The 12,798-nt window shown below is 67.5% G+C and carries 11 protein-coding genes; 7 read left to right on the forward strand and 4 right to left on the reverse strand.

Going from position 1 to position 12,798, the window contains the following annotated elements; all coding sequences use genetic code 11:
• Nucleotides 1-52: 52 nt before the first annotated feature.
• Both ilvD and LDL21_RS06255 read right to left on the reverse strand, forming a co-directional pair.
• On the reverse strand, nucleotides 53-1,894 hold the full coding sequence (gene ilvD, locus LDL21_RS06250) for a dihydroxy-acid dehydratase (protein ID WP_067493257.1): 1,842 nt from the start codon (nucleotides 1,892-1,894) through the stop codon (nucleotides 53-55).
• A gap of 305 nt (nucleotides 1,895-2,199) precedes the next feature.
• Entirely contained in the window at nucleotides 2,200-3,009 is an 810-nt protein-coding gene (locus LDL21_RS06255) for a PH domain-containing protein (RefSeq protein ID WP_225279126.1), read from the reverse strand.
• 304 nt (nucleotides 3,010-3,313) lie between these two features.
• On the opposite strand from LDL21_RS06255, the gene LDL21_RS06260 reads away from it, so the two are divergent.
• The 4 genes from LDL21_RS06260 to LDL21_RS06275 all read left to right on the forward strand — a co-directional run bounded on the left by LDL21_RS06260 (nucleotide 3,314) and on the right by LDL21_RS06275 (nucleotide 8,389).
• Nucleotides 3,314-5,242 carry an acetolactate synthase large subunit gene (locus LDL21_RS06260; RefSeq protein ID WP_181698412.1) on the forward strand — a complete coding sequence of 643 codons (1,929 nt, stop codon included), beginning with the start codon at nucleotides 3,314-3,316 and terminating at the stop codon, nucleotides 5,240-5,242.
• A 76-nt stretch (nucleotides 5,243-5,318) separates the two neighbouring features.
• Nucleotides 5,319-5,822, forward strand: a complete 504-nt coding sequence (ilvN, locus tag LDL21_RS06265) for an acetolactate synthase small subunit (protein WP_019048314.1) — start codon at nucleotides 5,319-5,321, stop codon at nucleotides 5,820-5,822.
• Nucleotides 5,823-5,894: 72 nt separating this feature from the next.
• A complete protein-coding gene (gene ilvC, locus LDL21_RS06270; protein ID WP_174550273.1) occupies nucleotides 5,895-6,896 on the forward strand; it encodes a ketol-acid reductoisomerase in 1,002 nt (333 codons plus the stop codon).
• A 134-nt stretch (nucleotides 6,897-7,030) separates the two neighbouring features.
• A complete protein-coding gene (locus tag LDL21_RS06275) occupies nucleotides 7,031-8,389 on the forward strand; it encodes a DUF2252 domain-containing protein (protein ID WP_181698413.1) in 1,359 nt (452 codons plus the stop codon).
• Here LDL21_RS06275 and LDL21_RS06280 read toward each other — a convergent pair.
• The gene (locus LDL21_RS06280) at nucleotides 8,336-9,028 is read right to left on the reverse strand and encodes a hypothetical protein (protein ID WP_225279127.1); all 693 of its coding nucleotides are present in this window, start codon (nucleotides 9,026-9,028) and stop codon (nucleotides 8,336-8,338) included. The genes LDL21_RS06275 and LDL21_RS06280 overlap by 54 nt on opposite strands.
• A gap of 95 nt (nucleotides 9,029-9,123) precedes the next feature.
• Here LDL21_RS06280 and LDL21_RS06285 point away from each other — a divergent pair, with 95 nt between their 5' ends.
• From LDL21_RS06285 to LDL21_RS06295, 3 genes are read left to right on the forward strand one after another with little or no spacing between them, the layout of a single operon-like run.
• Nucleotides 9,124-9,840, forward strand: a complete 717-nt coding sequence (locus LDL21_RS06285; protein WP_225279128.1) for a TetR/AcrR family transcriptional regulator C-terminal domain-containing protein — start codon at nucleotides 9,124-9,126, stop codon at nucleotides 9,838-9,840.
• Nucleotides 9,841-9,891: 51 nt separating this feature from the next.
• Entirely contained in the window at nucleotides 9,892-10,770 is an 879-nt protein-coding gene (locus tag LDL21_RS06290) for an AAA family ATPase (RefSeq protein WP_225279129.1), read from the forward strand.
• Entirely contained in the window at nucleotides 10,767-12,125 is a 1,359-nt protein-coding gene (locus LDL21_RS06295) for a vWA domain-containing protein (RefSeq protein ID WP_225279130.1), read from the forward strand. Before LDL21_RS06290 ends, LDL21_RS06295 begins: the two co-directional genes overlap by 4 nt.
• Here the strand turns inward: LDL21_RS06295 and LDL21_RS06300 are convergent, their stop codons facing one another.
• Nucleotides 12,126-12,755 carry a hypothetical protein gene (locus tag LDL21_RS06300; RefSeq protein WP_225279131.1) on the reverse strand — a complete coding sequence of 210 codons (630 nt, stop codon included), beginning with the start codon at nucleotides 12,753-12,755 and terminating at the stop codon, nucleotides 12,126-12,128.
• Nucleotides 12,756-12,798: the final 43 nt, after the last annotated feature.

The raw sequence follows: 12,798 nt of genomic DNA on the forward strand, positions 1-12,798 counted from the left end.
GGGAACGAGTCAGGCCCCTCACGGACTCCGTGAGGGGCCTGACTGGTTTCGGCTACGGCAGCTGGCGGACTGCGCCCTTGTCGGCCGAGGTGGCCAACGCGGCGTATGCGCGCAGAGCGGTGGTGACCGGGCGGTCACGGTTCACCGGCTGCCACGGCCGCTCGGAGGCCTCCATCTTCGCGCGACGTTCGGCGAGCACCTCGTCGGACACCAGCACCTCCAGGGCGCGGGTGTGGACGTCGATGCGGATGCGGTCGCCGTTCTCGATCAGGCCGATGACACCACCGGAGGCGGCCTCGGGGGAGACGTGACCGATCGACAGACCCGAGGTGCCGCCGGAGAAGCGGCCGTCGGTGATCAGCGCGCACACCTTGCCCAGGCCGAGGCCCTTGAGGAACGAGGTGGGGTGCAGCATCTCCTGCATGCCGGGACCACCGGCGGGGCCTTCGTAGCGCACGACGACCACATCGCCGGGCTGGATCTTCTTGCCGAGGATCATCGACACCGCTTCCTCCTGCGACTCGACCACCACGGCCGGTCCCTCGAAGGTGAACAGTTCCTCGTCGATGCCCGCGGTCTTGAGGATCGCGCCGTCGGGGGCGATGTTGCCACGCAGCACACACAGCCCGCCTTCGACGGTGTACGCGTGCTCGATGTCGCGGATGCAGCCACCGGCGGCATCGGTGTCGAGCGAGGACCAGCGGTTGCTGGTGGAGAACGGTTCGACCGTGCGCACCCCGCCGGGGGCGGCGTGGAACAGTTCCAGGGCCTCCTCGGATGCCTTGCCCGAGCGGATGTCCCAGGTGTCGAGGAATTCCTCGTAGCTCGCGGTGTGCACGGTGGTCACGTCCAGCTCGAGCAACCCGCCGCGGCGCAGCTCACCGAGGATGGCGGGGATGCCGCCGGCGCGGTGCACGTCTTCCATGTGGTAGTCGGAGTTGGGCGACACCTTCGACAGGCACGGCACCCGGCGGCTGATCTCGTCGATGGTCTGCAGATCGAAGTCGATCTCGCCTTCCTGAGCGGCAGCGAGGGTGTGCAGCACCGTGTTGGTGGAACCGCCCATCGCCACGTCCAGGGCCATCGCGTTGCGGAAGGCCTTGGCGTTGGCGACGTTTCGGGGCAGCACGGAGGCGTCGTCGTCCTGGTACCAGCGCTTGGCGATATCGACGATCACGGTGCCCGCCCGCTCGAACAGCGCCCGGCGCGCCGCGTGCGTCGCGAGAGTGGAACCGTTGCCGGGCAGTGCGAGGCCGAGCGCCTCGGTGAGGCAGTTCATCGAGTTCGCGGTGAACATGCCCGAACACGAACCACAGGTGGGGCAAGCGGACCGCTCGACCTCGTCGAGGCCTTCGTCGGACACCGCCTGGCTCGCGCTCGCCGAGATCGCGCTCACCAGGTCGAGCGGCGCGTGCGCCACACCGTCGACGACCACGGCCTTACCGGCCTCCATCGGTCCACCGGAGACGAACACGGCGGGGATGTTGAGGCGCATCGCGGCATTGAGCATGCCGGGAGTGATCTTGTCGCAGTTGGAGATACACACCAGCGCGTCGGCGGTGTGCGCGTTGGCCATGTACTCGACCGAGTCGGCGATGATCTCGCGCGACGGCAGCGAGTAGAGCATGCCGCCGTGGCCCATGGCGATGCCGTCGTCGACGGCGATGGTGTGGAATTCACGCGGCACACCACCGGCGGCGCGCACGGCCTCGGCGACGATGTCGCCCATGTTCTTCAGGTGCACGTGGCCGGGCACGAACTGGGTGTAGGAGTTCGCGATCGCGATGATCGGCTTGCCGAAATCGGAGTCGGTCATGCCGGTCGCGCGCCAGAGCGAACGAGCGCCCGCGGCATTGCGGCCGATGGTGGTGGTGCGTGAGCGAAGCGGTGGCATGGGAGTCCTCGTCAAATGTCGCTGGGTGCGCTCGCGGCGAACGCGCAGGGGGCTGACCTGCGCGGCACAGAGCGCGGGCGCGGTGCGTCCGGCAACCCTGCACGTTACTCCGGCGGGCGGTGGTCGCGTCGCGCCGGTCGTCGGTGCTGGGGTGGGGAACCGGGCTCGAGGCGGGAGTGTCGCTCCGGAGGGTGTCGCCGCGGTGGTGCCGTCGGCGCGAGGGTGCCCGGTGCCGTCAGCTTACCGGTGCAACTCTGTGCGGCATCGTGTGGATTCCCACAGTGCTCGCGGTCATACCGCCGACGTCACCGTGGCGCGTCCGGCTCCTCGGGTTCGGCACCGGCCTTCTTCTCGGGCGCGGGGTCGGTGTGGGGCGAAGCCGCCGACTCTGTCGCGGGGGCGACATCCGTCGACGCATCCGCCTCGGCCTGTGCCCGCTCGGCCGCGATCCGCTCGGCCTCGGCCTCCTCGGCCGCCGCGAAGACATCGGGCAGCCGGCCCTCGGATGCCTCGATCAGCTCACGCAACCGGTCGTAACCCACGGCGGGCAGCTTCACCTCGGAGTCGTCGGCGAGCCGGGCCCGGATGTAACCGCGCTTGGGGATGCTGATGCCCTTGACCTGTGCCCAGTCGAGGTGCTTCGAGGAGACCATCGTGGAGAGGTCGAGCCCCGCATCGGAAACCGTTGTGTGCGTGCGCATCACCCACCACACCGCGATCACCGGCGCCAGCAGCAGCCACCACAGGGCGATCGGCCAGCCGACGAACGCGAAGAACACGCAGAACGCCAGCACGAGCACGCCGATGTAGGCGAGCCTCGGCACGCCGATCACGTGCACGCCCGGCATCGGCCCGCTCTCTCTGCGTGGAATCAGCAACCACACGACGACCGCGGTGGGCACGATCAGCCCGATCCGCAGCCCGAGCGACCAGTCCTGGACGGTGCCGACGACAACGAAGATCAGGTACGCCAGTACCACCGCGGCGATGGCCGCGAGCCTGCCGGGACCGGCGGCGCGCAGGCCACCGGGTCGCGCGGGCCGACCCGTCGCGGTCGTCTCGTCGGCGGTGTGGGACGATTTAGCCGGTGGCACGGACTGATGCGGTGATGACACCCCACCATCCTCGCATCTCGGTATACGGACCCACGCAACCACTCGTGTCCCACATAATGGGACACGAAAGGTAGCCTGTTTGACTCATCGGTTCACACACGAATAACGTCGTAGCCGTGAATCGAAGCGAGCTCGTACTCGGCCGGCGCGTCCAGCGTTGAGCCTGACTGCCTGAGTCGAATACGTCAGCTCGCGTTGCGACGCGCCACCCTCGAACAGCCATGCGCTGATCGGGGGCTTTTTTGTGTTCCGGCGAATTCCGCGCCAGTCCGGAGTCAGAACAACACAGTTAGGAACGAAGACGGTGAGTGCACCTACCGCACGACCCGGGCCATCGGCCCGCAGGTCAGCGCCTTCAACGGGAGCCGCTAACCCGGCGACCACCCCCGCCCGTCGCCAGGTCGCGCCCGAGCGCGTCACCGGCGCGCAGTCGGTGGTCCGGTCCCTCGAAGAGCTCGACGTCGACACCGTATTCGGTATTCCGGGCGGTGCGGTCCTTCCCGTCTACGACCCCCTCTTCGACTCGAAGAAGGTCCGCCACGTGCTGGTGCGCCACGAGCAGGGCGCCGGTCACGCGGCGACCGGCTACGCGCAGGCCTCCGGCAAGGTCGGTGTGTGTATGGCCACATCTGGTCCCGGCGCGACCAACCTGGTGACCCCGCTGGCCGACGCCCAGATGGATTCGGTCCCGATCGTGGCGATCACCGGCCAGGTGCCGTCGAGCCTGGTCGGCACCGACGCCTTCCAGGAAGCCGACATCTCCGGCATCACCATGCCGATCACCAAGCACAACTTCCTGGTGAAGGATCCCGCCGACATCCCGCGCATCCTGGCCGAGGCGTTCTATCTGGCCGCCTCCGGTCGTCCGGGCGCGGTGCTTGTCGACATCACCAAGGACGCGCTACAGGCCCAGACCACGTTCTCGTGGCCGCCGGAGATGCGTCTGCCCGGCTACCGTCCGGTCACCAAGCCGCACGGCAAGCAGGTGCGCGAGGCGGCCCGGATGATCCTCGAGTCCAAGCAGCCCGTGCTCTACGTGGGCGGCGGTGTCATCAAGTCCGACGCCTCGGCCGAACTGCTCGAGCTCGCCGAACTGACCGGCATCCCGGTGGTCACCACCCTGATGGCGCGTGGCGCGTTCCCTGACAGCCACACGCTGAACATGGGCATGCCCGGCATGCACGGCACCGTCGGTGCTGTTGCCGCCCTGCAGAAGTCGGACCTGCTGATCACCCTCGGCGCCCGCTTCGACGACCGCGTCACCGGTCAGCTGGACTCCTTCGCGCCCGACGCGAAGGTCATCCACGCCGACATCGACCCGGCCGAGATCGGCAAGAACCGCCACGCCGACGTCCCGATCGTCGGTGACGCGCGCGAGGTCATCATCGAGCTCATCGAGACCCTCAAGGCCGACCCGCAGTCCGGTGCGGCGCCGCTGCTGAACCTCACCGAGTGGTGGGCCTACCTCAGCGACATCCGCGACAACTACCCGCTGGGCTGGAAGACCCCGAGCGACGGTTCGCTGTCGCCGGAATACGTCATCGAGACCCTCGGCCGCCTGGCCGGGCCCGACGCGGTGTACTGCGCCGGCGTCGGTCAGCACCAGATGTGGGCCGCGCAGTTCGTCAAGTACGAGAAGCCGCGCACCTGGCTCAACTCCGGTGGCCTCGGCACCATGGGTTACGCGGTGCCCGCGGCCATGGGCGCCAAGATGGGTGCTCCGGAGAAGGAGGTCTGGGCGGTCGACGGCGACGGCTGCTTCCAGATGACCAACCAGGAGCTGGCCACCTGCGCGGTGGAGGGTGTGCCGATCAAGGTCGCGCTCATCAACAACGGCAACCTCGGCATGGTCCGCCAGTGGCAGACCCTGTTCTACGAACAGCGCTACTCCAACACCGATCTGGGCACGCACACCCTGCGCATCCCCGACTTCGTGAAGCTGGCCGAGGCGCTGGGTTGCGTCGGCATCCGCGTGGAGAAGGAAGACGAGGTCGAGGACGCCATCCGCCAGGCCCAGGCCATCACCGACCGCCCGGTGGTGATCGACTTCATCGTCGGCAAGGACGCCCAGGTGTGGCCGATGGTCGCCGCGGGCACCAGCAACGACGAGATCATGTTCGCCCGCGGTATCCGCCCGCTGTTCGACGACGACGAGCAGGTCTCCGAACCCGCCGTCATCCACGAGGCGATGGAACGTGAGCAGGCGGCATTCGAGAAGGGCACCGAAGCATGAGCGAGCGCAGCGAGCGCCGAATGGGCACAGCCACGATGGTGATCGTGCCGACGCCGAGCGACAGCGAGGTGGCGGCATGAGCACCACCCACACGCTGAGCGTTCTCGTCGAGGACAAGCCGGGCGTGCTGGCGCGTGTCGCGAGCCTGTTCTCGCGCCGCGGCTTCAACATCGAGTCTCTTGCCGTCGGCGGCACCGAGATTCCCGAGATCTCGCGCATGACGATCGTCGTCACCGTCGACGATCTGCCGCTCGAGCAGGTCACCAAGCAGCTCAACAAGCTGATCAACGTCATCAAGATCGTGGAGCAGGACGCCGACGCGTCGGTGGCCCGCGAGCTGATCCTGGTGAAGGTGCGGGCCGACGCCTCGGTGCGCACGCAGGTGATCGAGGCCGTGCAGTTGTTCCGCGCCAAGGTGATCGACGTGTCGCCCGACGCGCTCACCATCGAGGCGACCGGCACTCGTTCCAAGCTCGACGCGCTGCTGCGCATGGTCGAGCCGTACGGGATCCGCGAGATCGTGCAGTCCGGTGTCGTGGCCGTCGGCCGCGGTCCCAAGTCCATCACCGCCACCCGCTGAGCCGACCTCAGCGACCTCCGCGATAACTTTTCTTAACCATCATCAGAAGGGACCAATCAAGTGGCAGTCGAGATGTTCTACGACGACGACGCTGACCTGTCGATCATCCAGGGCCGCAAGGTCGCCGTGATCGGCTACGGCAGCCAGGGTCACGCGCACTCGCTGAGCCTGCGCGACTCGGGTGTCGACGTGCGCGTCGGCCTGGCCGAGGGTTCGAAGTCGCGCCCGAAGGCCGAAGAGGCCGGGCTCACCGTCGGCACCCCCGCCGAGGTTTCCGCGTGGGCCGACGTGATCATGGTCCTGGCGCCCGACACCGCCCAGGCGTCGATCTTCACCAACGACATCGAGCCCAACCTGAAGGACGGCGACGCGCTGTTCTTCGGCCACGGCCTCAACATCCACTTCGGTCTGATCAAGCCCCCGGCCGACGTCACCGTCGCCATGGTCGCCCCGAAGGGCCCCGGCCACCTGGTGCGTCGTCAGTTCGCCGACGGCAAGGGCGTTCCGGCCCTGATCGCCGTCGACCAGGACCCGAAGGGCGAGGGCCAGGCCCTGGCGCTGTCCTACGCCAAGGGCATCGGCGGCACCCGCGCCGGCGTCATCAAGACCACCTTCAAGGAAGAGACCGAGACCGACCTGTTCGGTGAGCAGGCCGTGCTCTGCGGTGGCACCGAGGAACTGGTCAAGACCGGTTTCGAGGTCATGGTCGAGGCGGGCTACGCCCCTGAGATGGCCTACTTCGAGGTGCTGCACGAGCTGAAGCTGATCGTCGACCTCATGTACGAGGGCGGCATCGCCCGCATGAACTACTCGGTCTCCGACACCGCCGAGTTCGGTGGCTACCTGTCGGGCCCGCGTGTCATCGACGCCGGCACCAAGGAGCGCATGAAGGCGATCCTGTCCGATATCCAGGACGGCACCTTCGTCAAGCGCCTGGTCGCCAACGTCGAGAACGGCAACACCGAGCTCGAGGGCCTGCGCAAGGCCAACGCCGAGCACCCCATCGAGGTCACCGGCGCCAAGCTGCGCGGCCTGATGAGCTGGGTCGACCGCCCCATCACCGAAACCGCGTAAGTCGTTTCGTGAAGGGCCCGTCCGCCGAAATGCGGACGGGCCCTTTCGGTTTGCATGAGGTTTGCGGGGTCGAGGATCGAGGTATCGGAGCGCTGGTCCTTGCCGTCGCGGGCAGGTAGCGGCAGACTTGCCCGATGACAACCGTCGAGGAATTCGATCGTGATGCGGTGGAGTTGGGGCGTGCGGCGCGAAAGATGGTTTCGCGGTCGGGGTTGGGGGAGTGGGGTGCGGGGCCGGGGCGGGAGGATCCGGTGACGATTCTGGAGCGGCAGGGGGAGTCGCGGGTGGCGGAGTTGCTGCCGATCCGGTATGCGCGAATGGCCATCTCGCAGTTCACTTTTCTGCGTGGGGCGCCCGCGATCATGGCCGCCGACCTGGCGAGCGGTCCGGATACCGGGCTGACCGTGCAGCTCTGTGGTGACGCGCACCTGTCCAATTTCGGGTTGTACGCCTCGCCGGAACGCAATCTCGTCTTCGACGTGAACGACTTCGACGAAACCCTGCCCGGTCCGTTCGAATGGGATGTCAAACGCTTGGCTGCCAGCGTCGCCGTCGCCGCCCGCGACAACGAGTGCCCGGATCATCAGGCCGGGCGGGCCGCAGAGGCCGCCGCGCGCGGGTACCGGGAGGCGATCGCCGCGATGGCCGAGCTCGATTCGCTGTCCATCTGGTACGAACGCGTCGACGCGGACGAGGTCACCGCGACGATCCCGAAGGAGAAGCGCCGCAAGATCGCGGAGAAGACGATCAAGTCGGCCCGCACCCGCACCAGCCTCGACGCGCTGGAGAAGCTCACCGAACCCGATTCCGACGGCCGCCCTCGGATCAAGAATCAGCCGCCGCTGCTCGTCCCCATCGAGACGCTCACCGAGAAGGACGTCAAGGAGGTCCTCAACGACTACCGCCGCAGCCTGCCCGACGAACGCCGCATCCTGCTCGATCGCCACACGGTGGTCGACATGGCGATGAAGGTGGTCGGCGTCGGCAGCGTCGGTACCCGGTGTTTCATCGTGCTCTTCATGGACAAGGAATCGGGCGCCCCGCTGTTTCTGCAGGTCAAGCAGGCCGAGAAGTCGGTGCTCGCCGCGCATACGAAGCCGAGCAAGTATCAGCACCAGGGCCATCGGGTGGTGGTGGGGCAGCGGCTGATGCAGGCCGCCAGCGACATCTTCCTCGGTTGGGCGACCGGTCCGGCGGGCAACTACTTCTACTGGCGTCAGCTCAAGGACATGAAGGGCTCGGTCGACATCGGCGCCCTCACCCACCACGAGCTCGCCGGGTACGCCGCCCTGTGCGGTGGCGTGCTCGCCCGCGCTCACGCCCGCTCCGGTGACCCCCTCGCCATCAACGCCTATCTCGGCGACAGCGACAAGTTCGACAAGGCGATGAGCGAATTCGCCCTCGCCTACGCCGACCAGACCGCCGCCGACCGCGATTCCCTACTCGCCGCGATCGATTCCGGCCGGGTACCGGCCGCCGCCGACCCGTACTGACTGTCCAGGTCGATCGGCGTCCGTCGACCGCAGCAGTGCGATGCCGATCGCGAGGAACCACAGCGTGATGAGACCACCGACGGTCGCGGTGGTGCCCCACCCGTTGGCTGCGTAGAACTCGGCCGGTGTGTTCCCGAAGTATAACGACGGAACGAAGGCGAAATTCACCGCCGCGAGCGCCCCGCTGACGACGCGACACCAGCGGGGGAGCAACCGCGCGGCCGCGATCGCGAACGCCACCAGGAACAACCCCTCGAGTAGTCGCGAGATGGACCCGTAGAGCACGTAGGTTCCACTGACGGTGATCGTGGGGTCGATCGGGTCGGGAGCCGCGATGACCGCACCTATCTCGAGTCCGGTAGAGACGAGAGCGATTACGAGCCATGCTGTTCCGGCCGCGGCGGCCAGTGATCCGAACCATTCCCGTTCCGGATCGCGCTGCTTGACCAGGTACGCGAATCCGCTCATGAACACCAGGAACAGGGTCGCGCCGATCAGGCCGAGCAGGCACCTGGTGAGCACATTGGCGTCCGGGGGCGCCCCTGAGTAGACGAAATACAGCGGAAGCACGCCCACGGTACATCCCGCGCCGGCGACTGCGGCGGCGCCGGTGATGCGCTGAATTGTCCTGATACCCATAGCTATCCGACCTCACTGCCAGGTCGTATGCCCCGGCCACCACGTTAGTATAAGCCTTAAACTATAAGGCCTATGTTAAATTGGCGGTTGCCCAGATGAATGAGGAGACGGTGACCGGCAAGCCACGACCACGCGTCGGCCGTCCAGCCGAATTGGACGCACCGCGCATCGTCGCGACCGCCATCGCCCTCGCCGACGAGGCGGGTTTGGGTGCTGCGTCGCTGACGAAAGTCGCTGCCGCGCTGGACGTCACCCCGATGTCGCTCTACCGCCACATCGGTTCCAAAGGCGGCCTCACCGACCTGATGGTCGATACCGCGTTCGGCCCGCCGCCGACTATTGCCGGTGACTGGCGTCCGGCCCTGCGAGAGTGGGCGAACGGCCAGCGCACCGTCTTCGCCCGCCACCCCTGGATCACTCGGATCCCCGTTACCGGACCGCCGCGCGGGAGCAACGCGTTGGCCTGGATGAACGCCGGGCTCGCCGCGCTGCGCGACACCGGCCTGGACTGGCGCGCGAAGATCGGGGCGATCACCGTCGTCGGTGGATATGTGCGCCAGGCGTTCGTCACCGACCGGAGCATCGCCGAACGGCGTGGCGCCGACCAGCGCAGCGAGGCACAGGACCTCGACGCCTATCAGCGCGATGTGTCGGCCGTCGACCTGTCCGGTCTGCCCGAGATTGCGGCTCTCTTCACCGCCCAGGCCTTCGCCGATATCCCGCCGGACGACGAATCGGCGGACGACGATTTCACCTTCGGTCTGGAGCTGATCCTCGACGGGATCGCCGCCGCCATCGCCAGGTCGTCGTGACTCCGGGCCGCTGCCGCAGCCGTTGGAAACCCCTCGATATACTCATTACTGATGAGTAACTTCTTTCCCTCGGTGGACCAGGTGACCGACCGGCTGGCAGCGGCCGGCTATCTGCCGTCCCTCGACATCGCGACGGCGGTCTTCCTCGCCGATCATCTCGGCAAGCCCCTGCTGATCGAGGGCCCCGCCGGTGTCGGCAAGACCGAGCTGGCCAAGGCCGTCGCCGCCGCGGCGGGCGCGGATCTGCTGCGGCTGCAGTGCTACGAGGGCATCGATGAGGCACGCGCGCTGTACGAGTGGAATCACGCCAAGCAGCTGTTGCGCATCACCGCCACCTCGGGTGAGGGGTGGGACAGTACGCGCGATCATGTGTTCTCCGAGGAGTTCCTGCTGGCCCGGCCGCTCCTGGCGGCCATCCGCAATCCGGACCCCACCGTCCTGCTCATCGACGAACTCGACAAGGCCGATGTGGAGCTGGAGGGTCTGCTGCTCGAGGTGCTCGGTGATTTCCAGATCTCGATCCCCGAACTGGGCACGGTCAAGGCCGTGCGCCGCCCGTTCGTCGTGCTGACGTCGAACGCCAACCGCGACCTGTCCGAGGCCCTGAAACGGCGCTGCCTGTACCTGCACATCGATTACCCGACCCCGGAGCTGGAGCGTTCGATCGTCCGCTTGAAGGTGCCGGAACTGGACGAGACGTTGGCCGAGCCCGTGGTTCGTACAGTCGCCGCGCTGCGTCAGCTGCCGTTGCGCAAAGCGCCGTCGATCGCCGAAACAGTGGACTGGGCAAAGACATTGGTGGTGTTGCGCACCCGGGAGATCACCTCGTCGGTGGTGCGCTCGACGCTCGGTGTGCTGCTTAAATATCAGTCCGACCATCGCCTCGCCGTCGACCGTCTGGCTCTGGACGGGGAGAGTCCGCGCCCATGACCGCGCCCACCGATCGCCTGGTGGATTTCGTCGGTCTGCTGCGTGAGCACGGCATCTTCGCCGGTCCCAGCGAGACTGTCGACGCCGCCTCGGCGATCGTCGCACTCGGCATGGATGACACCGCGCGCCTGCGGTCGGGCCTCGCTGCCTGCCTGCTGCGCCGCAACGGTCAGCGTTCGGTCTTCGACCAGCTCTTCGACCTGTATTTCCTCGGTACCGACCTCCCCGCGCCGCGTTCGAGCGACGACCAGGAGTCCTTGCGCGACCGCCTGATCGCCACCCTCGTCCAGGGCGCCGATACGGCGGAACTGGCCAGGGAAGCGCTCGACACCTTCGGCGCCTACGGCGGGGCGGGGGAGAGCGCGGGCCGGGTGACGCAGGCGTCGGGTGCGGGTTGGTCGTCGTATCTGACGATGAAATCTCTACGCCCCGACGAGATTTCCGAACAAGTAGCTCAGACAATGGGCGGCACAGGGCAATTCGATGCGGCCGTGCACACCATCGAAGCGCGACGCCGCGTCGACCAGTTCCGGACGGCGGTGCAGAATGAGGCCCGCCTGCGCTCGGCTGAACTGCGCGGCACCGACTACATCGCCCGCCGTGGTGTCGAGAACTCCGCGGACCGAACGGATTTCCTCGGTGCCCGCGAACAGGACCTCGCCGAGATGCGCAGGCTCGTGCACCCGCTGGCCCGCAAACTCGCCACCCGGTTGGCGGTGCGCCGTAAGAAGGCGGTGCGTGGTCAGATCGATCTGCGCCGCACCCTGCGCCGTTCGATGGCGACCGGTGGCGTGCCCGTCGACCCGGTGCTGCGCGCCCGCCGCCACGGTCGTCCCGATCTCGTTGTGCTGGCGGATGTTTCGGGCTCGGTTACCGGGTTCTCAGAGTTCACTCTGCAATTGGTGCAGGCGTTGCAGGACCAGTTCAGCAAGGTCCGCAGTTTCGGTTTCGTCGACACCTGTGCCGAGATCACCCATTTCTTCACCCCCGGCGAGCCCCCGCCGTCCGGTTTCGCGCAGAACATCGTGCGCGAGGGTGGGGTGGCGCGGTTCGGGTCGAGCAACTACGGCGAGGCCTTCCAGGGTTTCGTCGACAGCTATCTCGACGCCCTCGGCCCGCGGACATGCGTCTTGATCCTCGGTGATGCTCGCACCAACCGCACCGACCCGAATCTGGCTGCGCTGGAAGCGATGTCGGAGCGCGCCAAGGCCGTGTACTGGCTGAATCCGGAGCCGTCGAGTTCGTGGTCGACGGGCGATTCGGCCGCCGACACCTACACCGACATCGTCACCATGCACGAGTGCCGCAATGTCCGCCAGCTCACCGAGGTGATCTCCCGATTGCTGCCCGCCTGATCAGCGGTACTTCGTGGTGCCCGCCGGGCCGCGGGAATTGCTGACGAGCTTGGCGAAACATTCGTCGGCCGAGATGGCCATCGCATCGCACCAGGCGTTGGCCGAGTCGGGTTCGGCGAAGGTGGCACCGGCCAGGGTGACCCACCAACCCCGCAGATCGAAGGTGTTCCACTCGTCGCTCCAGATCAGGCGAGTCCCGGGATACTGCTGACGCAGCCGCTGATGCTGGGCGAGGATTTCGGTGTTCGTCCAGGTGACAACCCGTCCGTCGACATCGGGCGCGACAAGTCCGGTGCGTTTGGCCGAGATCTGTGGCACCCATCGTTCGCTCAGATTCGCGCTCACGAACGGCCGGTCGCTGTCGGCGCGGGCGCGCAAGGTGGCGAACGCCGCGGCTTGCGGGTCGACGGCGGCTTCCGGGGGTGCGTTGGTCGCGGCGATCGTCTGCGCGCTCGGGGGTGGGACGGTTGCTGCCTCGGTGTTCTTGTCGCGTTGCGTGACGACGAAGATGCCCGCCGCGATCACGCCGACCGCCAGCGCGGCCACGACCACGAGCGTGCCGAGGATCCACGGCCACGGCGACGGGCGGGGCGGATACGGTCCGCCCGGTGGATATCCTGGATAGCCCACGATCGCCTCCGGCCTCGTGTCACCGGTGCGTCCGTCTCGGGCG

Source organism: Nocardia rosealba, from assembly GCF_020216065.1.
GTDB classification, from domain to species: Bacteria; Actinomycetota; Actinomycetes; order Mycobacteriales; family Mycobacteriaceae; genus Nocardia; species Nocardia rosealba.